Annotated in this window: 20 protein-coding genes and 1 riboswitch; of the genes, 10 read left to right on the forward strand and 10 right to left on the reverse strand. The window is 74.7% G+C overall.

Features of this window, described 5'->3' with window-relative positions; genetic code table 11:
• Positions 1-50: 50 nt before the first annotated feature.
• Complete coding sequence (locus GA0070604_RS07110; RefSeq protein WP_452312071.1) at positions 51-1,751, reverse strand: type III secretion system chaperone family protein; 1,701 nt, start codon at positions 1,749-1,751, stop codon at positions 51-53.
• Between the two features lie 80 nt (positions 1,752-1,831).
• Positions 1,832-2,311, reverse strand: coding sequence for a type III secretion system chaperone family protein (locus GA0070604_RS07115; RefSeq protein ID WP_091116109.1), 480 nt, complete (start codon positions 2,309-2,311; stop codon positions 1,832-1,834).
• A gap of 113 nt (positions 2,312-2,424) precedes the next feature.
• Between GA0070604_RS07115 and GA0070604_RS07120 the strand changes: the two genes are divergently transcribed.
• Positions 2,425-4,884: an FtsK/SpoIIIE family DNA translocase gene (locus tag GA0070604_RS07120; RefSeq protein ID WP_091116113.1), complete on the forward strand. Its 2,460-nt coding sequence runs from the start codon at positions 2,425-2,427 to the stop codon at positions 4,882-4,884.
• Positions 4,885-4,908: 24 nt separating this feature from the next.
• Here the strand turns inward: GA0070604_RS07120 and GA0070604_RS07125 are convergent, their stop codons facing one another.
• Positions 4,909-5,505, reverse strand: coding sequence for a TetR/AcrR family transcriptional regulator (locus GA0070604_RS07125; RefSeq protein ID WP_244161778.1), 597 nt, complete (start codon positions 5,503-5,505; stop codon positions 4,909-4,911).
• Positions 5,506-5,635: 130 nt separating this feature from the next.
• Here GA0070604_RS07125 and GA0070604_RS07130 point away from each other — a divergent pair, with 130 nt between their 5' ends.
• On the forward strand, positions 5,636-7,063 hold the full coding sequence (locus tag GA0070604_RS07130) for an MFS transporter (RefSeq protein ID WP_091116120.1): 1,428 nt from the start codon (positions 5,636-5,638) through the stop codon (positions 7,061-7,063).
• Between the two features lie 98 nt (positions 7,064-7,161).
• Here the strand turns inward: GA0070604_RS07130 and GA0070604_RS07135 are convergent, their stop codons facing one another.
• Together GA0070604_RS07135 and GA0070604_RS07140 are read right to left on the reverse strand one after the other, a co-directional pair.
• The gene (locus GA0070604_RS07135) at positions 7,162-7,404 is read right to left on the reverse strand and encodes a hypothetical protein (protein WP_091116123.1); all 243 of its coding nucleotides are present in this window, start codon (positions 7,402-7,404) and stop codon (positions 7,162-7,164) included.
• Between the two features lie 257 nt (positions 7,405-7,661).
• Positions 7,662-7,976, reverse strand: a complete 315-nt coding sequence (locus GA0070604_RS07140) for a DMT family transporter (RefSeq protein ID WP_091116129.1) — start codon at positions 7,974-7,976, stop codon at positions 7,662-7,664.
• Positions 7,977-8,034: 58 nt separating this feature from the next.
• Positions 8,035-8,099, reverse strand: a riboswitch (guanidine-III (ykkC-III) riboswitch).
• A gap of 90 nt (positions 8,100-8,189) precedes the next feature.
• On the opposite strand from GA0070604_RS07140, the gene GA0070604_RS07145 reads away from it, so the two are divergent.
• The 7 genes from GA0070604_RS07145 to pspM all read left to right on the forward strand — a co-directional run bounded on the left by GA0070604_RS07145 (position 8,190) and on the right by pspM (position 14,705).
• Positions 8,190-9,110 carry an ornithine cyclodeaminase family protein gene (locus GA0070604_RS07145; protein ID WP_167363406.1) on the forward strand — a complete coding sequence of 307 codons (921 nt, stop codon included), beginning with the start codon at positions 8,190-8,192 and terminating at the stop codon, positions 9,108-9,110.
• A 245-nt stretch (positions 9,111-9,355) separates the two neighbouring features.
• Entirely contained in the window at positions 9,356-10,855 is a 1,500-nt protein-coding gene (gene rimO, locus GA0070604_RS07150) for a 30S ribosomal protein S12 methylthiotransferase RimO (RefSeq protein WP_091116136.1), read from the forward strand.
• Between the two features lie 77 nt (positions 10,856-10,932).
• The gene (gene pgsA / locus GA0070604_RS07155) at positions 10,933-11,514 is read left to right on the forward strand and encodes a CDP-diacylglycerol--glycerol-3-phosphate 3-phosphatidyltransferase (RefSeq protein WP_091116139.1); all 582 of its coding nucleotides are present in this window, start codon (positions 10,933-10,935) and stop codon (positions 11,512-11,514) included.
• 74 nt (positions 11,515-11,588) lie between these two features.
• Positions 11,589-12,194, forward strand: coding sequence for a CinA family protein (locus GA0070604_RS07160; RefSeq protein ID WP_091116142.1), 606 nt, complete (start codon positions 11,589-11,591; stop codon positions 12,192-12,194).
• 231 nt (positions 12,195-12,425) lie between these two features.
• Entirely contained in the window at positions 12,426-12,875 is a 450-nt protein-coding gene (locus GA0070604_RS07165) for a helix-turn-helix domain-containing protein (protein WP_091116146.1), read from the forward strand.
• Positions 12,876-13,049: 174 nt separating this feature from the next.
• The gene (locus tag GA0070604_RS07170; protein ID WP_091116150.1) at positions 13,050-13,910 is read left to right on the forward strand and encodes a PspA/IM30 family protein; all 861 of its coding nucleotides are present in this window, start codon (positions 13,050-13,052) and stop codon (positions 13,908-13,910) included.
• 15 nt (positions 13,911-13,925) lie between these two features.
• The gene (gene pspM, locus GA0070604_RS07175; RefSeq protein ID WP_091116155.1) at positions 13,926-14,705 is read left to right on the forward strand and encodes a phage shock envelope stress response protein PspM; all 780 of its coding nucleotides are present in this window, start codon (positions 13,926-13,928) and stop codon (positions 14,703-14,705) included.
• A 50-nt stretch (positions 14,706-14,755) separates the two neighbouring features.
• Here the strand turns inward: pspM and GA0070604_RS07180 are convergent, their stop codons facing one another.
• The 5 genes from GA0070604_RS07180 to GA0070604_RS07200 form a co-directional block, all read right to left on the reverse strand.
• Complete coding sequence (locus tag GA0070604_RS07180) at positions 14,756-18,523, reverse strand: multicopper oxidase domain-containing protein (protein ID WP_091116160.1); 3,768 nt, start codon at positions 18,521-18,523, stop codon at positions 14,756-14,758.
• A 185-nt stretch (positions 18,524-18,708) separates the two neighbouring features.
• Positions 18,709-19,323, reverse strand: a complete 615-nt coding sequence (locus GA0070604_RS07185; protein WP_091116163.1) for an OmpA family protein — start codon at positions 19,321-19,323, stop codon at positions 18,709-18,711.
• Positions 19,307-19,900 carry a hypothetical protein gene (locus tag GA0070604_RS07190; RefSeq protein ID WP_091116166.1) on the reverse strand — a complete coding sequence of 198 codons (594 nt, stop codon included), beginning with the start codon at positions 19,898-19,900 and terminating at the stop codon, positions 19,307-19,309. Before GA0070604_RS07190 ends, GA0070604_RS07185 begins: the two co-directional genes overlap by 17 nt.
• A 220-nt stretch (positions 19,901-20,120) precedes the next feature.
• Positions 20,121-20,927, reverse strand: coding sequence for a zinc finger domain-containing protein (locus GA0070604_RS07195; protein ID WP_091116170.1), 807 nt, complete (start codon positions 20,925-20,927; stop codon positions 20,121-20,123).
• 37 nt (positions 20,928-20,964) lie between these two features.
• Positions 20,965-21,885, reverse strand: coding sequence for an SAM hydrolase/SAM-dependent halogenase family protein (locus GA0070604_RS07200; protein WP_091116172.1), 921 nt, complete (start codon positions 21,883-21,885; stop codon positions 20,965-20,967).
• Between the two features lie 271 nt (positions 21,886-22,156).
• Here GA0070604_RS07200 and GA0070604_RS07205 point away from each other — a divergent pair, with 271 nt between their 5' ends.
• Complete coding sequence (locus GA0070604_RS07205) at positions 22,157-23,254, forward strand: TIGR03118 family protein (protein WP_167363407.1); 1,098 nt, start codon at positions 22,157-22,159, stop codon at positions 23,252-23,254.
• Positions 23,255-23,329 lie beyond the last annotated feature (75 nt).

Raw genomic sequence — 23,329 nt, forward strand, 5'->3', positions numbered from 1 at the left:
TCCACCGTCCCCCGGTGGGCCGGCGTCCCCGTCTGCCGGGTACGCCCTGGTCAGGGCAGCGCGGCAACCGCCTCGGCGTACGCGGCGCCGGTGCTGACCGCCGCCGTCACCAGCACCGCGAGCTGCGCCGGGGCCACCCCGTACGCCAGGTCGGTGGTGACGTCGGCGGCCAGCACCAGCGTCCCGTCGCCGGGGTCGTGCACGTACGCCGCCGGCAGCAGCCGGTCGTGGTTCCAGGCGTTGCAGAACGCGTACGCCTCGGCGTGGCGGGCGGCCGGCAGCCGGCGGGTCGCCACCACCCGGGCGTGCAGGATCTCGCCCCGGCGGCCGAGCCGGCGGAACTGGATCACGGCCTCGCCCCAGCGCCCCACCACCGTGCCGTCCGGCTGCACCGCGTAGCCGTCGCCGCGTACGTCGAGGGCGGCGGTGAGCAGGGCCAGGCTGAGCGGGACCGGATCGTCCTCGCCCGGCGGGCCCGGTTCGGCCGGGTCGTCGTCCGGCCAGTCGTCGACGTCGTCCTCGGCGGGCAGCGGCACCGGGTCGGCGACCGGCCGTTCGGCCAGCCAGGAAGCGATCCGACCGGACTGGTGCCCGGTGCCGTTGCGGGCGTCGAAGCTGCCGGCCAGCTCGATGGCGAGCGCCTGGAGCTGGCCGCCCAGCGTGGCGACGTCCACCTCGGCCGCCGGCCGTGCCCCGTGCCCCGGGCGGTGCATCCGCCGCCCGCCGAGACCGGCCTCGACGGCCAACCCGCACAGCAGCGCGCCCGCCGCGGCGAACTCCATCGCGGACAGGTCGTCGGCGGGCCGGTCCAGCCGGGGCAGCTGCTCGGCCAGCAGGTCCAGCCCGTGGTCCAGGTGCCCGCCCAGCGCGCAGAATCGCAGGTGCGCGGCGAGCAGCGGGAATGCCGTCCGCTCGCGGCGGTGCCGGCGGTACGCCCGTACGTGCGCCCGGGCGGCGCGGGTGGCCGCGCCGGTGCGCAGCCACGGCAGCAGCGCCACGGCGAGGGCACGTTCCGGTTGGTCGGTGCAGCTCACCTCACCGTCGAACACCGGTCGCAGCGCCGCCAGGGCGGCCGCCGGCTCCCCCCAGCCGGCCAGCAGCTCGGCTCGCCGCGCCGGCGCGCACCCGGGGCAGCCGTGCCCCAGCCCCACCGTGGAGCTGATGTCGCTGGCGGACCGCCGGCCCGCTGAATCGTCTGCGACATCAGCTCCAGAGGCGGCAGCGACCCCATCGCCGCCCCGACGCGAACGCCGCCCGGCGGCGGCCGGGTCGCGTGCCGCCGACCCCGTCGGGCCGGAGCGGCCGTCCGGCTGTTCCGGATCGTGGCGCGGCGTCCGGCGCGCCGAGTCGGAACGGCCGTCGGGCCAGCGGGCGTACTCGCGGCGGGCGGTGGGCTCGTCGCCGAGGTGGTCGGCGAGCCGGCAGCGCAGCTCGGCCACCGGATCGGCGTCCGGTCCGAGCCGTTCGGCCAGGTCGTCCAGGAGGGAGCGGGCCTGGTCCAGGCTGATCCGCGGGGTGCCGAACAGCGCCTCCACCGCCTGCCGCTGGTGCCGGCGCAGCCGTTCGGCGTCGCCGGCGCGGCCGTCCAGCAGCCCGGGGTACCGGTCGAGCGCGGCCAGGCAGCGGCGCACCGGCTCGACCAGCCGCCACCGCTCCCCGAGATGCAGGTACGCCTCGATCAGCGCGAACCGCGCGGCCAGTCCGGTACGCGGGTCGCCGGTCGCGTCGGCCCGGGCGGCGATCCGCTCCAGCTCGGCGCAGCGGGCTTCGCCGTCGGGCAGGTCCCGGGCGTCGGCGAGGGCGTCGGCCAGCCCCCGGTCGCGGAAGGTGGTCACCGGACCGACCCGCCGGGCAGGCGGCCCACGGCGGCGGCGAGCTGGCAGCCGGTGGCGATGCCGCGGTCGAGGAACTGGTCGAGCTGGTGCGGGGTGACGCCGCGTTCCAGGTCGGTGGTGACCTCGCCGCAGACCTGGGCCAGCCCGTCGTCGGCCACGTGCACGAACGCCTTCGGCCAGAGCCGGTCGTGGTTCCAGGAGTTGCAGAACGCGTACAGGTCGGGAACCCGCTCGATGCCGAAGCGGTGCGCGGCGACCATGCGGACCTGCAACAGCTCCCCGGCGACGCCCCGGCGGTGGAACCAGATCAGGCCCTGTTCCCAGCGGCCCACCAGGTCGCCGTCGGCGTGTTCGGCCACCGCGTACCCCCGGTTGGCGAGCACGGCGGCGATCAGCTCGCCGGTCAGCGGCCGCAACGCCTGCGGGTGTCCGGCCAGGGGGCCGTCCGGACCGTCCTCGATCTCCGGCGACGCCATGGGGCATCCCTTCTGAGGCGAATAACACAGACTGCGGCGCGGTCGGTGCTGCGACGCGCGGACACGACCCGGAAAAGCGGCGATCCACCGGGTCCCGCCGTTACGGTGACTCTATGGCGGGCCGTACCTCTCAGGCGAGCCGGCGGCGCGGCGCGTCGCCGCGTGGCACCACGAACAGCCGTGCCCGTCAGCCGGCGAAGAAGGCCGCCAAGGCGGCTCCCCGGCGGCGGCCCGCGGCCCGGCCGAGTCCGGCCGCCTACGCCGGTCGTGCGGTGGGCGCACTGTGGATGGGGCTCGCGCACGGCCTGGGCTGGGCGGTACGGGCCGCCGGCCGGCACGCCGCCTCGGCCCGTGACCTCGACCCGGAGCACCGCCGCGACGGCGCCGGGCTGCTGCTGTTCGGCCTCGCCATCCTCAGCGCGGTGGCCATCTGGTTCGGCGGCGCCGGGCCGGTCGGCGCACGCCTGGCCGACACCGTCCGGCTCTTCCTCGGCGCGATCGCGATCGTGGTGCCGGTGCTGCTGATGGTCGGCGCCTGGCGGCTGCTGCGTACCCCGTCCGACCCCGCCCACCGGGGGCGCGGCCTGGTCGGCTGGGGTTCGATGCTGCTCGCCACCGCGGCGATGCTGCACATCGGACAGGACCCGGCCAACGGGGTGCAGCGGGACTACGCCGGCGGCCTGCTCGGCGCGGGCGTGGGCGACCTGCTGAAGGCCGCCGTCACCGCCTGGGTGGCCGTGCCGCTGCTCGTCCTGCTGCTGGTCTTCGGCCTGCTGGTGGTCACCGCGACCCCGATCAACAAGATCCCGGAACGGCTCGGGCTGCTCGCCGGCAATCTCATCGGGGCGCCGGCCACCGACGACGCCGAGGCCGAGGCGACGCCGAAGCCGGCCCGCAAGCGCCCGGCCAAGCGCGTCCCGCCGCCGGCGGACCTGGTGGACCCGGACGACCTCGACGACCTCGACGGCGCCGATCTGCAGGACACCCTGGTGCTGCCGCGCAAGCGGCCGGCGAAGGTGCCGGCGACCCGCAAACCGGTGGAGCCGCCGGAGCACTCGCCGATGCCCAGCCGGGCCGAGCAGCTCGCCCTGACCGGGCTGGCCGGCGACTACACCCTGCCGCCGGCCAACATGCTCGGCAGCGGCGCCGCGCCGAAGAGCCGGAGCAAGGCCAACGACGAGGTGATCGCCGCGCTGACCGGCGTCTTCGAACAGTTCGACGTGGACGCCGCGGTCACCGGCTTCACCCGCGGCCCGACGGTCACCCGGTACGAGGTCGAGCTGGGCCCGGGCGTCAAGGTGGAGCGGATCACGCAGCTCTCCCGCAACATCGCGTACGCGGTGAAGTCACCGGACGTGCGGATCCTGAGCCCGATCCCGGGCAAGAGCGCGGTCGGTGTGGAGATCCCGAACACCGACCCGGAGAACGTGGCTCTCGGCGACGTGCTCCGCTCGCGGGCCGCCACCGGCGACCACCATCCGATGGTGGTGGCGCTGGGCAAGGACATCGAGGGCGGTTACGTGGTGGCCAACCTCGCGAAGATGCCGCATATCCTGATCGCGGGCGCGACCGGCGCGGGTAAGTCGTCCTGCCTGAACTCGCTGCTCGTGTCGATCCTCACCCGGGCTACCCCGGACGAGGTGCGGCTGCTGCTGATCGACCCCAAGCGGGTCGAGATGACCGGCTACGAGGGCATCCCGCACCTGGTCACCCCGATCGTGACCAACCCGAAGAAGGCGGCCGACTCGCTGGAGTGGGTCGTCCGTGAGATGGACATGCGCTACGACGACCTCGCCGCCAACGGGGTCCGGCACATCGACGACTTCAACCGCAAGGTGCGTACCGGCGAGATCAAGGCCCCGCCGGGCAGCGAGCGCGAGCTGCGGCCGTACCCGTACCTGCTGGTGATCGTGGACGAGCTGGCCGACCTGATGATGGTCGCGCCGCGGGACGTGGAGGACTCCATCGTCCGGATCACGCAGCTCGCCCGGGCCGCCGGCATCCACCTGGTGCTGGCCACCCAGCGCCCCTCGGTCGACGTGGTGACCGGTCTGATCAAGGCGAACGTGCCGTCCCGGCTGGCGTTCGCCACCTCCTCGCTCGCCGACTCCCGGGTCATCCTCGACCAGCCGGGGGCGGAGAAGCTGCTCGGCCGGGGTGACGGCCTCTTCCTGCCGATGGGCGCGTCGAAGCCGCTCCGGATCCAGGGCGCCTGGGTGACCGAGCGCGAGATCGCCGACGTGGTGAAGTTCTGCAAGAACCAGCGCGAGCCGGAGTTCCGCTCGGACGTGCTGACCGTGGCCCAGGACAGCAAGAAGAAGATCGACGAGGACATCGGCGACGACCTGGACCTGCTGGTGCAGGCGGTGGAGCTGGTGGTCACCTCGCAGTTCGGCTCCACGTCGATGCTCCAACGCAAGCTGCGGGTCGGTTTCGCCAAGGCGGGCCGGCTGATGGACCTGATGGAGACCCGGGGCGTGGTCGGGCCGTCCGAGGGTTCCAAGGCCCGCGACGTGCTGGTCAAGCCGGACGAGCTGGAGGAGGTCCTGGCGGGCCTCCGCGGCGAGGAGTAGGGCGCCAAGAGTTGGCCGGTCGGGTCACCCGGCCGGTGGCGTGTACGCGGCCTGCAGGGTCGCGTCGATGACGCGGGCGGCGTCCTGTTCGGCGAGGCGCCCGTCGGCGATCTCGTCCGCCGCCGCGTGCACCACGGTGTGGACCAGCGCGACCATCCAGGTCGCGGGCAGGTCGGTGCGGAACACGCCCTCGGCCTGACCGCGCTCGATCAGGCCGGCGATGCGGCGCATCGGCCCCTCGTGCGCGGCTCGGATACGGGCGGGTGGCAGTGACCGCTGGGCGGCGTCGAGCAGGTGCCGGAACTGGTCGACGATCTGCCAGCTCGACGCGACGAGGCGGCTGAGGGCTGCCCGGGGATCGCCGGTCAGGTCCACCGAATCCAACGCCCGGTCCGCCCGGTCCAGGGTTCGGGTGAACAGCTGGCCGATGAGGTCCTCGCGGGACGAGAAGTGGCCGTAGAGAGTCACCCGGCCGACCCCGGCGCGCCGCGCGATCTCGGCGATGTTGGCGTCCGGGTTCCGGACCAGGCACTCCAGTGCCGCGTCGAGGATCGCGGCGATGTTCCGTTGCGCGTCCGCCCGCTTGCCCCGCGTCCCGACGGCGTCGGTGGTCCCGTCCACCACATCCTCCTTTGTCAAACACCCGTGTTCAGGTTACCGTGAGGCTCTAAGTCGTACATGAGTGTTCGACTTAGGGCGCCGGCTGGGACGGCCCGCCGGCCCGCCCACCGTCCGGTACGGGAGCCGCCACATGAACGCCCACGTCACATCGCCACCGCAGGCCGTCGCGTCGGCCGAGTCCCTGCCGCACCGCTGGCGAGCGCTGGCGCTGCTCAGCGTCGCCCAGTTCATGCTCATCCTCGACGTCACCGTGGTCACCATCGCGCTGCCGAGCATCGGTGCCGACCTCGGACTCGACCGCGCGGCACTGGCCTGGGTCGTCACCGCGTACACCCTGGTCTTCGGTGGTCTGATGCTCCTCGGCGGACGCGTCGCCGACCTGTTCGACGCCCGCCGGACCGTCCTCGCCGGCCTGGCGCTCTTCACCGCGTCGTCGTTGGTGGCGGGGCTGTCGGTCGACGCCACGATGCTCATCGGCGGTCGGATCGGCCAGGGCGTCGGCGCCGCGCTGCTCTCTCCCGCCGCGCTCTCCCTGGTCACCATGCTGTTCCAGGGCGCGGAACGGCACCGGGCACTGGGCGTCTGGGGCGCCCTGGGCGGCACCGGCGCGGCCGCCGGAGTGCTGCTCGGCGGCCTGCTCACCGCCGGCCCGGGCTGGAAATGGGTCTTCTACGTCAACGTCCCGATCGGGCTCGCCGTGCTCGCCCTGCTGCCGGTCGTCGTGCCGAGATCGACCCCACGCGGCGCAAGCCGGAGGCTGGACCTGCCCGGGGCGCTCACCGTCACGCTCGCCACCGCGGCGGCGCTCTACGCGCTGATCAACGCCGGAGACCACGGCTGGGCCGCGCTGTCCACCCTCGGACCGCTCGCGCTCGCCGCAGTGCTCTACGCGGCTTTCGTGGTGATCGAACGGGCCGTCCGGGCGCCACTGGTGGACCTCTCGATCCTCGCCCGCCGTCGGGTCGCCGCCGCCGGGTTCCTGATGCTGGTGGCGACCGGGCTGTTGATCGCGAGCTTCTTCCTCGGTTCGTTCTACCTGCAACAGGTACGCGGACACAGCGCGCTGACCACCGGGCTGCTCTTCCTGCCGGTCGCCGTCGGCACCATCGTCGGTGCCCATGCGGCCAGCCACGGGGTCGGACATCTCGGCGCCCGGACGACGGCCGCCGTGGGACTCGCCGTCGCCGCCCTGGGAGCCGCGTTCCCCGCCGCGGGGCCCGCGTCCGCGTCGGTGGTCATCGGAATCAGCGTTGCGGCGGCCGGACTGGGGATGACCCTGGTGGCGGCCACCACCAGCGCGCTCGCCGACGTGGCGCCCGAGGAGGCCGGAGTCACCTCGGGCATCGTCAACACGTTCCACGAACTCGGCGGTTCGGTCGGCGTGGCGGTCGTCTCCACGGTCGCCGCCGCGAGTCTGGCCTCGCATGGGGTGGTGACCACCGGCTTCACGCGCGCCTACGTCTTCAGCGCGGTCGTCGCCGCCGTGGCCGCGCTGGTGTCACTGGTCCTGGTGCCGCCCGGCCGGCCGCCGGCCGGGGCGTCGGTGCGCCTGCACTAGCCGCCCGGACTCGGGCGGGCCTCGGCCGTCCCGTTCCCCGGGGAGGACCGCGACGAGGGCCCGCCGGCCAGCCGGCGGGCCCTCGGGCGTACGGGGACTCAATGGTGCAGGAGCGCGTAACCGATGATCAGGCCGATCACCGCGCCGACGACGCTCGCGGCCGCGGCGTACCAGCCGAGCGGCTTGTCGCCCCGCAGCGCGCCGACGATGCCGAGCACCAGGCCGACCAGGCCGAACAGCGGTGGCAGGAAGAAGATCGCGATGAACGCGAAGACGAACGCGACGATCGTGTAGATGCGGGCCCCGCTGTGCTGGCCGGTGGTGGCGTGGGTGTGGGCCATGGTGTCCTCCGTGATGTCGATCCCTCGCGGATGGGTGCGGGGACCACAGCCCGCGGCACGCCGAGCGCCGAACCGGACGGCCGAGCCGTTTCCGGGCACCCGCCCGAGTGCCCGGGCGGGGCGAGACACCGGCGGCGTTCCGCACCCTGGGCGGCCCGCATACCCGGCGTTCGGCCTGCTTACCCGGCGTGCGGGCCGGGCGCCCCGGCACGCCTCGGAGGCGGCCGTGCGTTCCGGGTCGGCCCGCGTCGCGGGCGTCAGTGGAACAGCTTGAGCCCGACCACACCGGCGACCACCAGCAGCAGGCAGCCGATCCGGGGCAGGGTGGCCGGTTCGTTCAGCGCGAGCATGCCGACCAGCGAGGTGCCGACCGCGCCGATCCCGACCCAGACCGCGTAGCCGGTGCCGACCGGGATGTCGCGCAGCGCGTACGCCAGGCCGGCCATGCTCGCCGCCAGCGAGACGACGAAGACGAGGGAGGGGAGGGGGCGGCTGAAGCCGGCGCTGCGGTCGAGGGCGATCGCCCACGCGGTCTCCAGCAGCCCGGAGAACACCAACACGATCCAGGCCATGACGGTCACCTCTGCCGGGTGGGGCCCGGCCGCCGGGGCCGGGACGGGTGGTCACTCACTCGGGGCGTCTTGGCCTGACCGGGTACGCCCACCACTCGTCCGGGGCGGCAGTGCCGCCGCAGCCGACGTTAGCACCGCCACAGCCGACCACCGCGGTGAGAAGGGCCACCATCGCTGGAGTTGACGTCAACTTCAAGTTGCACCATGGTCGTCATGACCCTGCTCTTCTCCGACGAGGACGTCGCCGCACTGGACGCCCCGGTCACCGTCGCCGCCATGCGGGACGCGCTGCTGGCCGCGTACGAGGGTCGGTTGGTCGCCCCGCCCCGGGCGTCCGCCTCGCTGGGCGGGGGCCGGATGGTGCTCACCGCAGGTCACCTCACCGGCGAGTGGTACGGCTTCCGGTCCTACGACACCTTCGGCCTGCCGGAGAGCGGGCAACTCGTCGTGCTGCACGACGCCCGCAGCGGCGCGGTACGGGCGATCGCGGTCGGCGAGGAGCTGGGCTCCCGGCGTACCGGGGGACTGGGCGGGGCGGCCGTCGACGCCCTCGCCCGCCCCGACGCGGGCACCCTCGGCGTGGTCGGCTCCGGCCGCCAGGCGTGGACCCAGGTGTGGGCCGCCGCGGCGGTCCGCCGGCTGCGCGAGGTGACCGTGCACAGCCGCACGCCGGCCCGCCGGGAGGCGTTCGCCGCCCGGGTCCGCGTGGAGCTGGGCGTACCGGCCCGCGCGGTCGACTCGGCCGCCGAAGCGGTCCGCGACCGGGACATGGTGGTGCTCGCCACCACCAGCACCACCCCCGTGCTGGCCGCCGCCGACCTCGCCCCGGGCACCCACGTCAACACCGTCGGCTTCAAGCAGACCGACCGGCACGAGTTCGGCCCGGACCTGCTGGACGCCGCCGATGTGCTGGTCACCGACTCGCCCGCGCAGGCCGCCGCGTACGTCCCGCCGATGCTCGCCGCCGTCGAGCCGTACGCCGGGCGGCTGCGCGACCTGGGCGCGGTGCTGGCCGGGGCGGTCCCCGGCCGGACCGGTGCGGACCAGATCTCGGTCTTCTGCTCCACCGGCCTCGCCGGCACGGAGGTCTTCCTGCTCGACCGCCTGGCCCGGGTGGGTGCCGCGGCCCGCTGACCCGTGCTCCCCGCCGGCCACCCCACCGGCGGCCGGCCTCTCGCGCGGGTTGCGGCATGTTGCGGTTTCCTGGCTGGTGGAGACCACGATGTGCCGCAACTGGCGGGCGGGCACCCGGGCGCTGGCACCCGGGCGTGGGCACCCGGGCGCGGGGCGACCCAGGGCACCCCGGACGCGTGGCCGGCAGGGCGGTCGATGCGGCGGGCGGCCGTCGCCGGGTTTCCGGCGCGGCCCGGTACCCTCGGATGGTGTCTGCCACCTCCCCTTCCGGCCCCGACGGCCGTCGTGTCGCCCTGCTGACGCTGGGCTGTGCCCGTAACGAGGTCGACTCGGAGGAGTTGGCCGCCCGGCTGCACGCCGACGGCTGGCAGGTGACCACCGACGGCGAGGGTGCCGACGTGGTGGTCGTGAACACCTGCGGCTTCGTGGAGAAGGCCAAGCAGGACTCGATCCAGACGCTGCTGGCCGCCGCCGACACCGGCGCCAAGGTGGTCGCCGCCGGCTGCATGGCCGAGCGGTACGGCCGTGAGCTGGCCGACAGCCTGCCCGAAGCGCAGGCGGTGCTCAGCTTCGACGACTACCCGGACATCTCCGCCCGGCTGAACGCGGTCGTCGCGGGCGAGGCGCTGGACGCACACACCCCGCGGGACCGGCGGGAGCTGCTGCCGCTCACCCCGGTCAAGCGGCGTGGGGCGGCGGTGTCGCTGCCCGGCCACGGCACCCCGACCCGGGTGGCCGCGGAGACCGACGAGCACACCCCGGCCCACCTTCGGCAGGTGCTGCGGCACCGGCTCGACACCGGCCCGGTCGCCTCGCTCAAGCTGGCCAGCGGCTGCGACCGCCGCTGCGCGTTCTGCGCCATCCCGGCGTTCCGCGGCGCGTTCGTCTCGCGTACGCCGGACGAGTTGCTTGCCGAGGCGGAGTGGCTGGCCAAGACCGGCGTACGCGAACTGGTGCTGGTCAGCGAGAACTCCACCTCGTACGGCAAAGACCTGGGTGACCCCCGGGCGCTGGAGAAGCTGCTGCCGCAGCTCGCCGCGATCGACGGGATCGTCCGGGTGCGGGCCAGCTACCTCCAGCCCGCCGAGACCCGGCCCGGCCTGGTCGAGGTGATCGCCACCACGCCGGGTGTGGCGCCGTACTTCGACCTGTCGTTCCAGCACTCCAGCGAGCCGGTGCTGCGCCGGATGCGCCGCTTCGGCTCCACCGACCGCTTCCTGGAGCTGCTGGCCTCCGCCCGCGCGCTGGCCCCCGAGGCGGGTGCCCGGAGCAACTTCATCGTCGGCTTCCCGGGCGAGACCCGGCAGGACGTGACCGAGTTGGTCCGGTTCCTGACCGAGGCGCGGCTCGACGCGATCGGCGTGTTCGACTACAGCGACGAGGACGGCACCGAGGCGGCCGGCCTGCCCGGCAAGGTCTCCGCCGCCACGGTCAAGCGGCGGTACGACAAGCTCGCCGCGCTCGCCGACGAGCTCTGCTCGCAGCGGGCCGAGGAGCGGCTCGGGTCGACGGTCGAGGTGCTGGTCGACTCGATCGCCGACGGCGTGGTCGAGGGCCGGGCGGCCCACCAGGCGCCCGAGGTGGACGGTTCGACCACCCTGGTCGCTCCCGAGGCGGGCGGGGTCGACCTCGCCGCGCTGCGCCCCGGCGACCTGGTCCGGGCCACGGTCACCGCGACCGAGGGTGTCGACCTGGTCGCCGTACCGGATGAGATGATCTCGGCGGCGCCCGGCGCGGCACGGTGACGACGGGCCCGGACGGAGCGGGGGAGCCACGTGGTGCGGTACGAGGGATGCCACGGCGGCCGGAGCGGGGTGCGGGGATGACCGGGGCGGAGTCGACGGTGGCGCCGCGAGTTCCGCTGCTCAACGCGGCGAACGTGCTGACCGCGCTGCGACTGGCGTTGGTGCCGGTCTTCGCGGTCACCGTGGTCACCTCCGGGATGGCCCACGCCGGTTGGCGGATGACCGCCTGCCTGATCTTCGTGGTCGCCTCGGCGACCGACCTGGCGGACGGCTGGATCGCTCGCCGGTTCGGGCTGATCACCTCGCTCGGCAAGGTCGCCGACCCGATCGCCGACAAGGCGCTCACCGGTGCCGCCCTGGTGCTGCTGTCCTGGTACGACCGGCTGCCCTGGTGGGTGACCGCGGTGATCCTCCTGCGCGAGTTGGGGATCACCGGGCTGCGGTTCTGGGTGATCCGGCACGGGGTGATCGCGGCCAGCCGGGGCGGCAAGATCAAGACGGCCCTCCAGATCCTCGCCATCACCTGGTACCTCTGGCCGATGCCCGCCGCGGCGGCCGCCGTCGGCCCGTGGATCATGGGTGCCGCGGTCATCGTCACGGTGCTGACCGGCTTCGACTACATCGCCCAAGCCCTCCGCCTCCGCCGGCCCACCCCATAACCCCTCCCGCCTGGGCGGGCAGGGATCAGGGGCGCGTGGGTAGGGCCGGTGGCGGCGGGGTAGAGAGGATCGGCATGGGGACGGATGCGCGGGACCAGCGGCCCGTGGGGAACCCGGCGGCGGGAGTGGTGCACCGCCTGTCGCTGCGGCACGAGACCCTCGCGACCGTCGAGTCCCTCACCGGCGGGCTGGTCGCCGCCTCGATCGTGGAGATCGCCGGGGTGAGCAACGTGTACCGGGGGGGTCTGGTGGTCTACGCCACCGAGCTCAAGTCGGGGCTCGCCGGCGTACCGGAGGATCTGCTGGCGGAGCGCGGGCCGGTCGACCCGGACGTGGCCACCGCGCTCGCCGAGGGTGGCCGCCGCCGCTGCGGCGCCGACTGGGGCCTGGCCACCACCGGGGTGGCCGGGCCGGAGCCGCAGGACGGCAAGCCGGTCGGCCTGGTGTACGTCGCCGTGGCCGGTCCCGGCGGCACCCGGGTGCGCCGGCTCGACCTCGACGGCGGCCGCGACCACATCCGGTCGGCCGCGGTGATCGAGGCGCTGCGGTTGCTGGCCGAGCGGATCCACACCGCCGAGACGGGCGCCGATACCGACGCGGAGACGCACGCCGGGAGCGGCGACGAGACGGGCGACGCGGAGACGGGTGACGCCGACCGGGCCGGAGCGGGCCGGCGGTGAGGCGTGGCGCGACGCGCCCGAGCGCGGGCTCGCCCGGGGACGGCCTTCCGGGGTGTGGTCCGGATGGATCCGGGCAACTGGAGAGGCGGGGCGGGATGTCGCGCGGGCGGCCAACGGGTACGGTTGCGGGAAGGCTCCGACGGACGGCATCGGCGCCGGGAGCGGTCCGCCGCGCCCGGTGCGGCACGGCCGGCCGGCCCGGAGCAGGTGGTCCCGTCAGGAGGAGGTGCGATGGTCCTGCTACGCCGGGTGATCGGTGACGCACTGCGGGCGCGCCGGCAGGGGCAGCACCGTACCCTTCGCGAGGTTTCCTCCGCCGCCAACGTGAGCCTCGGCTATCTCTCCGAGATCGAGCGCGGCCAGAAGGAGCCCTCCAGCGAGCTGCTGGCGGCGATCTGTGACGCGCTCGGTGCCCGTCTCTCCGAGCTGCTGCGCGAGGTCAGCGACACGGTCGCGCTGGCCGAGCAGCTGCCGGGGGTGCTGGTTCCGGTGGCCGACCAGCCGGTCGAGTCGTCGCCGGTGGCCCCGTCGGCCGTCCGCAAGGCGACCAACCGGGCGGTTCGCCAGGTGGCCTCCGACGGGTCGGTGGCCGTCCAGGTCCGTCAGGACTCGCCGCTCAAGGCGACGCTGCGCAGCACCCGGGTCCGTCCTGCGGATCGGGACGTGGTCTGCGCCGCCTGACTCCGCGCGACCACGCCGTGGCTCCGGTGGCATCCGCCGCGTACTGTTGATCAGGGTCGTCCGGGTGCCGGGCTGGCGTACGCCTGGAACGATGGAGGCACACCGCGTGGCCCGCCGGTCGACTCGCCGGGCGCGGGCGAGGCGGCGCGACGCTACTGAGGGGACAACGCGGAGATGGCGAACCCGTTCGTCAAGGGTTGGAAATACCTGATGGCGCTCTTCGGCTCGAAGATCGACGAGCATGCCGACCCGAAGGTGCAGATCCAGCAGGCCGTCGAGGAGGCCCAGCGGCAGCACCAGGCGCTGGTCCAGCAGGCGGCCGCGGTGATCGGCAACCAGCGCCAGCTTGAGATGAAGCTGTCCCGGCAGATGTCCGAGGTCGAGCAGCTCCAGGCGAACGCCCGGCAGGCCCTGGTGCTGGCCGACCAGACCCGGGCGCGCGGCGACGAGGCCGAGGCCGGGCGGTACGAGCAGTCCGCGCAGCTCCTCGCCACCCAGCTGGTCTCCGCCGAGCAGGCCGCGGAGGACCTGAAGACCCTGCACGACCAGGCGCTCGCCGCGGCCGCCCAGGCCCGCAAGGCGGTCGAGAACAACTCCATGATCCTCCAGCAGAAGCTGGCCGAGCGCACCAAGCTGCTCAGCCAGCTCGAGCAGGCCAAGATGCAGGAGAGCGTGGCCCACTCGCTGGAGTCCATGTCCGCGCTCACCGCCCCCGGCACCACTCCCTCGCTGGACGAGGTCCGGGACCGGATCGAGCGCCGCTACGCCACCGCGATGGGCCGGGCCGAGCTGGCCGGCAACTCGGTCGAGGGCCGGATGCTGGAGATCCAGAAGGCGACGCTCGACTCGGCCGGGTCGGCGAGGCTGGAGCAGATCCGGTCGAGCATGGCCGGCGAGCGGCTGACCGGCCGGCAGGAGACGCCGGCCGTCGGGCAGCCGCAGCCCGCCGCCGACCCGGCCGCCGCCGCCCGGCTGGACGAGATCCGGGCCAGCATGAGCCGGGAGCGTGGCACCGGGGAGAGCACCACCAGCTAGGAACGGGGGAGAGCGATGGCGGACGAACGGGCTCGGCATTTCCGTCGACTGCGCCGGCTGCGGCGCTCCGCCCGCCGGTGGAGCGTGCTGGCCGGCGGGCTCGGCGGCGCCGCGGCGGTGCTGACCCCGTATGCCGGAATCGGCCTGCCGGACGCGATCTGGGCCGGCGCCGCGGGCAGCACGATCGCGGTCGCCGCCTGGCGCTGGGCCGACCTGCGGGCCCTCGCGGCCACGCCGGCGCCGCCGGCTCTCGACCCGGCCGAGGCCGCCGCCCGCTCGCGCGCCCGGCTGGCCGCCGCCGTCGAGCGGCTGCCCGCCGGGCCGGGCGTCCTGGCCGAGGTACGCCGGGTCCGGTCCCGCCTGGCGCTGCGTGGCACCACGGCCGCGCGGGCGTGGGCCCGGCTCGACCGGGCGGCATCGACGCTGGACGGGTTGTCCGGCCGGCTCACCGGGCTGGCCGAGCCGGCGGTCCGCGAGGCGGCCGAGGCCGACCGCTCGCTGCGTGATCTGGCCGCCCGGGTGGCCGGCGTGGAGCGGGCGCTCAAGCTCGCGCCGCACGGGCCGCTGGCCGAGGTGCACGGCACCCTCACCGCCCAGTTGGAGAGCGGGGTGTCGGCTTACGAGCGGCTGGTCGTGGCCGCCGCCGGCTACGTGGCCGAGGACGCCCGCCCCACCACCGAGCACCCGGCGGCAGCCCGCCTGACCGAGGCCACCGATCTCCTGCACGGCGTGGCCTCCGCCCTGGCCGAACTCCGCACCCCCACCCCCACCCCCACCCCCACCCCGCACGGTTGATCAAGGAGTTCGCGTCGGGATCGCGCGAATTCTTGACGCAAACTCCTTGATCAAGAGGGCTGGCCGGGGGTGGTGACCGGGACGGGGCCGGTCCAGGCGGAAGTGCCGACGACGTTGAACGACCGGATCCGGTAGTGGTAGGTGACGCCCCGGGCCAGCCCGGTGTTGGTGAACCCCCGGCCGGTGACGGTGAAGGTGGTCAGCTCGTCGACGAACGCCGGGTCGGCGGCCCGCTGCACCACGAACCCCGAGCCCGGTCCGGCGGGCGTGCTGGCGGACCAGCTCAGGATCACCGTGGCGGTGTCCGGTGCGGTCGCGGTCGCGGTGGCGCTCACCCCGGTCGGCAGCCCGGGTCGGGGCGGGGTGGTCACCGTGGCGACCGTCGACCAGGCCGACGCCGCCCCGAGGTAGGTGGTGCGGACCCGGTAGTAGTACGTGGTGTCCGGGGCGACCGCCGGATCGACGTGGGCGTCGCCGACCGCGATGGCGGTGGTGCCCGGCCCGCTGGTGAACGTCGGGTTGGTGGCCCGCTGCACGTCCACGCCGGTGGCGAACGAGCGGTTGGCCCAGCGCAGCGCGACCCGCAGCGGCGCGGCCGGTGGCACCGCCGCGACCAGCTTCTGCGGCGAGGCGAGCTGCACCGAGGCCGGGGCGCTGTTCGACCAGGCCGAGCAGCTCACCGCGTTCTCCGCCCGGATCCGGTAGTGGTAGGTGACCCCGGGCGTGACCGTCGCGTCCGTGTACCGGGTGGCGGTGGCGGCCACGGTGAGCTCGGTGACGCCGCTGGTGAAGGCGGCATCGGTGGCCCGTTGCAGCAGGTGACTCGTGGCCTGGGGGCGGCTGCCGTTGCCGGTCCAGGCCAGCGTGATGGCCGGTAGCGCGGTGGCCGAGCCGGGCGCCGGGGTGGCGGTCAGCCCGGTCGGGGCCGCGGGCGCGACCCGCAGCACCAGGGGCCGGCTCATGCCCTGGTCGCGTAGCCCCGCCGCGCGGGTCTGCCAGCGGTACTCCCAGCCCAGGTTCACCAGCTGGTTGGCCACCGTGGCCGGCCGCCCGTCGGCCGGGCTGACCGGGCTGCCGTCGAGCCGGGCGCCGGCCGGCCGGGTCGGGTCGAGCAGCCGTACGCTGTCGCCGATCTTGAACGGGAGGCTGGGTGGGACCGGGCGCAGCGCCACGATCACGTCCTCCCGTGGGTTGACCCGGACGGTCTCCTTCCAGCCCAACTCGTCGGGGTCCGGCGGGCGCACCGTGCCGTCCCAGCCCACCCGGTTGATTAGCTGCACGTCGCAGCCCTCCAGGTGCACCGGGTGGGTACGCGGGGCGTCCCCGACGATCCGCCAGAGCTGGGTGCCGTCGGTCGGCCCGCCGACCGGCGCGGTGGGGTCGGTCGCGTACAGCACCTCGGTGGCCGGGTCGACCGGCCCGAGCGGCAGGGTGGCCGAGTCGAGCGGCCCGGCGTTCGGGTGGCCGACGCCGAGGCGCCCCACCGCCCGGCCGTGCCGGGCCTCGAAGACCTGCCCGACCGACTTCACCAACAGCGGCAGCGTCACCGGGGCGACCGCGCCGGCCGGGGTGAAGGTGACCGACGTGGCGGGGGCGGAGACGAGCGTCTCCCGGGCCGTGCGGGTGCCGAAGGCCGCGTCGTACGCCGGTTGCGGCACGATCGGCGGTCGCTGGCTCTCCGCGTACGCGGCCGGGAGGCGGGCGGCGAGCCGAGCCCGGTCGTACGGCGTCGCCGGGGCGCCCGCCACCCGGAACTGGAGCAGGGTCCGGGTGTTCGGGCCGTAGCCGGGCCGGGCGGCGGGCGGCCCGCCCGTCGGGGTGCGGTCGGCGGCGCCGGTGTGGTGGTCGTACCGGGGGTCGAACCGGGGCACCGGGGCGGGGCAGTCGTTGTAGAGGATCAGGGTGCTGCCCGGCGGGACCGTGGCGAAGTCGACCACCACGTCGGCCCGCTCCCCGGGGGCGAGCAGCAGGGCGTGCCCGTCCACGTTGAGCACGGTCGGGTCCTGCCGGTCGTACCGGTAGCCGATCGGCCGGTTCGCCAGCACCACCGGGGCGGGCAACAGCCCGGACTCGTTGCCGATCCGGATCAGCTCCGGGCCGGCTGCGGCGGGATCGGGCACCCCGCCGTCGCGCCCGTCGGTGGGCCAGCACGCCGGCCGGCCGGCCGCCCGTACCGCCTCGACCATCGGCACCTCCCCGGCGTCCGGGTCGGCCAGGCTGCCGTCCTCGGCCCACATCGGCCCGTCCGAGCCGGCCCGGTAGAGCTGGAGGTTGAGGCTGCGGTCCGCGCAGGCGTTGAGGATCCGGAACCGGTACGCCCGCGGCGCCACCTCCAGGTACGGATACGCCACCCCGTTGACCAGCGGCGTGTCCCCGTACGCCTCGGGGACGGCCGACGGGTGCGGCACGTTGGGCGCCAGCGGCGGCTCGTCCGGCTCGGCGACCGGGTCGTGGTGCGGGTTCGGCACCGGGGCGACCCACGGGCTGCCTCCGCCGTCCGGGTCGTGCGTCCACGGCCCGTAGTCCCAGCGGCCGGTCGGGTTGGTGCCGGTGCCGCCGTACGGGTTCTGCCGGGGCTGATAGACGTGCGGGTGCCAGAGGCTGCCCTTGGCGCCCCAGCGGTCCCGGTCCCAGGTCGGGTCCTGCGCGGCGAGCTGGGCGTCGTCCGGCACGAAGGTCTTGTCCTGGATCACCAGCGGCACCTGGTCGGCGGGGAGCACCCCGTCGTCGACCAGCCGTTCCTCGGCCGGGTCGGTGAGCAGATAGAGGGCGAGCTGCCCGGAGTAGACGGTGAGCCGGGACAGGCCGAGCGTGTTGTCGTGCAGCCACATCAGCCGGCCGCTCTGGTCGTTCGGGAAGTAGAGGGTGGTGGCGCCGGCGCCCGGCGGCGGCATGTCCGGCACCGGGACCACCCCCACCCCGACCGGATACGGGGTGATCTCGCCCGCCGGGGTGACCCACTGCCAGGGGTTGCCGGCGCTGATCCATGCCGTCTGCGCCCCGGCCAGGTGCGGCACCGCCCGGTTCTGCGGGTACGGCGCCGGCCCGCCCAGCGGCCCGGTACCGGCCCCGTCGACGGTCTCGTCGACCGGCAGGAAGAGTTCGCCGGCCCGGCCGGTGGGTAGCTGGTTGATGAACTTGATCCGGACCGGCCGGCCGCGGCGGGCCATGATCACCGGGCCGAGGTGCCAGGGACGGTCGGGCGGACTGACCGTGTTGTGCCCGGACGGGTCGGTGCCCAGGTTGAGTTGGCGGTAGCCGCGCAGCCGGGTGGCCGGCAGGTCCCGGTGCAGGCGCTGGGCGTACTCCTGCAGCCCGATCTCGTAGTAGTCGCAGCCCGGCCAGGTGATGGTGTCCGGCACCGCCACCGGCAGCCGGGCGCCCAGCCCGGCGGTGGCCGGCGACGCCTCCAGCGGCTGCTTCGGACCGGCCCTCATCCGGTCCGGCGTGCCGCCCGGCGGCGCGGAGGCCGAATCATGGCCGCCAGCCGAGCCGGCGTTGCCGAACGCCGGCTCCTGGTCGTGGCGCGGCGAGCTGGCGGTGTCGAAGCTGACGGGCAGCGGCAGCGCGTCCACGAACTTGCGGATGCCGGTGCCGGGCACCGGCCGGCCGTCCCGGTCGAGCACGGGCAGCGGGCTGCCGGCGAAGTTCGGGACCGGGCCGAAGCAGCGCGGCACGGCGGCCGGGTCGAGGCTGGCCGGCCCCGGCCCGGTCACCTCCTCGGCGACGCGGGTGGCGGGCACGGTCGGCGCATGGTCCTCGTCGGTCCGGACGGCGCGGTCCGCCCAGCCTGCCCGGAGTCTGCGGAACAGGGCCATGGCTCTCCCCGGGATCAAGGCGCGTCCGCCGCCACCCCGGCGTGTCGGGCGTGCGCGCTGCTGACGATCGGCGAGCGGTCAATCGCAGCATGCGACGTCGGAGGCGGGGGAGGGAAGTACCCAATCGTCCGTATCTCGGGCGGATCTTGCCGGTTCGTGGAACTTCCACGGATCGACGCCCGGTCTCACCGGTCGAAACGGATCTCCACCCGTCGGTTCCGGGCCCGCCCCTCGGGGTTGTCCCGGCCGTCCACCTGGTTCGGCGCCACCGGTCGCGCCTCGCCGAAGCCCTGCACCTGGAAGCTGACCGGCGCGGTGCCGAGCAGCCGGGCCAGCTCGGTCCGGACCGCCTCCGCCCGCCGCCGGGACAGCGCCAGGTTGCTCTGCTCGTCGCCGACCGAGTCGGTGTGGCCCTCGATCCGGACGTCGCCCCGGGCCTCGGCGCGCAGCTGCTCGGCGATCCCGGCCAGCCGGCCCCGGGCGGCCGGGGTCAGCTCGGCCTTGCCGAAGGCGAAGAGCACGTCGGCGGCCAGCGTCAACTCGACCCGGGAGGGGGACTCGGCGGTGATACTCCGGTCGGTCAGGTCCTCCACCGGGACGAGGATGTCGAGCGCGGGGGCGGTGATGTCCAGCGCGGGGCGGAGCACCTCCGTGCCGGCGGCGACGCTCGGCCCGGGCACCACAATCGGCCCGGGCGCCGGGGAGGCGGTCCCCGCCGTGGCGGCCGGCGCGACGAGCAGCACGCCGAGGACGAGAGCGGTGGCGGTCAGCGCCGCCACCCGCTCAGCCGAGCGGGACATTCTCGAACACCGGCACCTGGGGGATGACCACGTCGACGGCGGTCACGTCGTCCGGCGGGGCGCCGAACGTGGCGTACAGCGCGATGGACTGGCCGGGCTTCACGAACACCTTGGAGAGCCCCGAGGAGGCGAGATACTGACTGTCCCTCCCGTCCAGGGTGGTGTTCGGGTCCACTCTCGCGACCAGGTACCGCTTGCGGTTCTTCCGGTCCACCAGGGTCACCCCGGCGAAGGTGAGCGAGATGGTGTCGCCCTCGAAGGTGTCGCCGACCTGCCAGTCGTTGTTCCCCGTGCCCTGGTCGGTGCGGGTCATCCTGACGTTGACCGTGACGAACCCGTCCCGGCGCCGCAGTTCGTACAGCTCCACCCGCACCGAGTACAGGTTCCTGCTCTTGGTGATCTGGACGTCGCGGGTGGCGACGACCGCACCGAGGTCCGCGACGGTCTCGGCAGCGGCCGCCACCGAGGCGCGGCGGTCACCCGATCCGCCGGTGCCGCCGAGAACTCCGCACCCGCTCAGTGTCAACGCCGCGGTCAGCGCGTACGCACCGAGCCGGGCCCCGCTGGTGAACCGCAAGACATCCCTCCCCGTGTCCGGACGCTCGCGCCGGCCTGCGGAGGCGTCCGTGGCGCGGTGTGCGGGCGGCTCGGGCGGACGAGCACCCAGCCTACAAAGTGGACGCGGGCGGACCGGACGTCGGGCGGTGCGGGAGGCCGTCGTGGGGACCATGGGCCGTCAGCGGTCGAGGCCCAGGTGCCCGGTACCGACGCCGGTTGCCGCAACCGCAACACCCGGGTCACGAGCGGTCCGGCTGGCAGGTCGGGCACCAGTAGGTGACCCGTTCGCCCAGTTCCTCCTTGCGGATGGCGGTGCCGCAGCGCCGGCAGGGCTGGGCTCGTCGGCCGTACACGTAGCTGGTCTGCCCCCGGTGCAGCGAGCCGGTGGTGCTCTGCGTCCAGCGTCCCCGGTTCGCGGCCAGCAGCCGCTGCGCCAGGGCGACCGTGCCGGCCAGGTCGGGCACCGCGCGGACGGGCGCCCACGGCGAGACGCCGCGCAGGAACAGCACCTCGCACTTGTAGAAGTTGCCCACCCCGGCCAGGTTGCGCTGGTCCAGCAGCGCCTCGCCGATGGTCTCGTCCGGGTGGGCGGCCAGCCGGCGGACCGCCTCGTCCGGGTCCCAGCCCGGGCCGAGCAGGTCCGGCCCGAGGTGGCCGACCAGCGCCTCCTCCTCGGCGGCCGGGATCAGGGCCAGCTCGTGCAGGTGGTAGCCGACCGCGACCGCGCCGGGCGAGCGGAGCACCACCCGGATCAGGTACGCCGGCCGGGCCGACCACCGTTCCCCCGGGGCGTACGTCCGCCAGACGCCGTCCATCCGCAGGTGCGAGTGCAGGGTCCAGTCCCGCCGGCCGTCGGCGTGCCCGTCCGGGGCGGTGAGCCGGAGCAGCAGGTGCTTGCCCCGGCTGGCCGACTCCCGAACGGTCCAGCCGGTCAGGTCGGTCGCGGCGAGCTGCGGCACCCGGAATTCGGAACCGGTGAGCCGGGCACCGGCCAGCGCCCGCTGCAGGACGCGAGCGGTGTTCCAGACGGTGTCACCCTCGGGCACCCGTCCATCCTCCCTCGCCTGGACCGGGCCGTACGGCTCAGCTCGCTGTCACCGTCACCACGTCCCCGGCGCGTACGCCGAGCAGGTCGACCGCCCGGCCGGTGTTCACCGCCAGCGCGACCAGGCCGGCGGAGTCCGCGTACACGACCAGGTCGCCGGCCGGGGCGTCGCCGAAGGTGCGCCCGTGCACTGCACCGACTCCAGCGCCGACCTCGGGTCGGGCCGCGGCTCCGGTGGCGGCCTCGGGCCGCGGTGCGGTGCCGGAGTCGTCGAGCTGGGGCCGGGATGGCGGCACGCTGTCAGGCGCGCCGAGCTGGTCTCCTCGGTCGGCCGGCCCGGCCACCCGGACCCGCGCGGGCAGCCCGTCGAGGAGGCCGGCGGGGGCGGCGAGCTGGACGTTGCCGAAGTGGTCGACGGTGAGCACCTCGGCGGCGAACCCGCCCGGCTCGGCGCGGACCACCGGCACGGGCAGCCGGACCAGCGCCGCCGGCTCCACCGCCGGGCCGGCCTCGGCGAGCGGCGCGCCGAGCGCCAGTCGGGCGGCGACCGGCGCGAACACGTCCCGACCGTGGAAGGTGCGGGAGACCGCCGGCGCCAGCCACGCCGGGTTGGTCAGCTCCACCGCTTCGGTGATTCCGCCCAGGGACTCGGCGGCGTCCAGCAGCAGCCCGTTGTCCGGCCCGACGAGCAACCCGCCGGGGGTGGCCAGGCCGATCCCCCGTCGGGCGGTGCCGACACCCGGATCGACGACCGCGACGTGCACCCCCACCGGCAGGTACGGCACGGTCTGCGCGAGCACCGCCGCGCCCCGGCGGACGTCCGCCGGCGGGATCAGGTGGGTCACGTCGATCACCCGGGCGGTCGGGGCGAGCCGGGCGAGGACGCCGTGACAGGCCGCCACGAACCCGTCCGCGAGGCCGTAGTCGGTGGTCAACGAGATCCAGGCGGTCCGGGCCATGCGGGAAGGCTATCTGGCGGGCCGGTGGCAGCAGGACGGCTGGTCGGCAGGGCGTCCCCACCGGGTGAAATGTGACAATCTTTCATCAAGTCGGCGTCGAGCCCCGGATTGCCGTGGAAGGGTCGCTATGGGCGACCCGGCCGAATCGGAACGGCCGCGGGCTCCAGGAACTCCCACGCACCGAGCCGCCGGCGCCCACGCCTGCCCCCGCGACGGTCACCCGACCCGTCTCGCGGACGCGGGTCCCTGTCAGTCGATCGAGAGGAGCAGCATGGCGACGAAGATGGCCCGGCTGGTGACCATCGGAGCGGTGGCCGCGGCCACCGCCGTCGGTAGTCCGGCGTGGGCCCACGACGGCGGTCACGAGCGGCACCGGACGCCACGCTTCGACGTGATCAACCAGGTCTCCGACCAGGCGCTGAAGCAGGATTCCCGAAGACCGGCGCTCGTGGATCCGAACGCGGTCAACACCTGGGGCCTCGCCCTGGGGCCGGACACGCCGTTGTGGGTGGCCAACAACGGCACCGACACGGCCACCGTCTACAGCGGCGGGGTGGACGGCGAGCGCGTCGACAAGGTCAACATCACGGTCAGTGTGCCCGGCGGGCCGACCGGCGCGGTGTTCAACGACACGGCGGGCTTCGCGGTCCCGGACGCGGGTGGCGGTGCGCCGGCCAGATTCATCTTCGTCACCGAGAGCGGCGACGTGATCGCGTGGAACCAGAACGCCGGTGCCAATGGAGTCGCCGTCGCCCACGGTGCGGAGGGCGCGGTCTACAAGGGAGCGGCCCTGCTGCGTACGCGCTCCGGCAACTTCCTCCTCGCCGCCGACTTCCACAACGCGCGGATCGACGTGTTCGACGAGGACTTCGACAAGGTCGACCTTTCGGACCGCAGCTTCCAGGACCGGGATCTGCCGGAGGGCTTCGCGCCGTTCAACGTGTTCGCGGTCGGCGAGCAGGTCTACGTCAGCTACGCGAAGCAGGACGCGGCGGCCCACGACGACGTGCCCGGCGTGGGTCTCGGCTTCGTGGACCTCTTCAGCGACTTCGGCCGGCAGGTGTGCCGGGTCGCCAGCAGGGGGACGCTCAACGCGCCGTGGGGCATGGCCATCGCGCCGAAGAGTTTCGGCAGGTTCGCCGGTGACCTGCTGGTGGGCAACTTCGGCGACGGCAAGATCAACGTGTTCGACGGGGACGAGTTCCAGGGCCTGCTGCGGGACGACGACGGCGACGTCATCACGATCGACGGCCTGTGGGCGCTGCTGCCGGGGACCGAGCGGACCGGCGGCGAGGGCACGCTCTGGTTCAGCTCCGGGCCGAACGACGAGCAGCACGGCCTGGTGGGCCAGTTGATCCGGGCGAACTGACGGCTGGTTGCCGCCTGCCGCGCCTCCGGGGGCCACCCCGGGGGCGCGGCGTCGTTTCTGTCGCGAGCCCCCGGA

Source organism: Micromonospora eburnea, assembly GCF_900090225.1.
Lineage (GTDB): Bacteria > Actinomycetota > Actinomycetes > Mycobacteriales > Micromonosporaceae > Micromonospora > Micromonospora eburnea.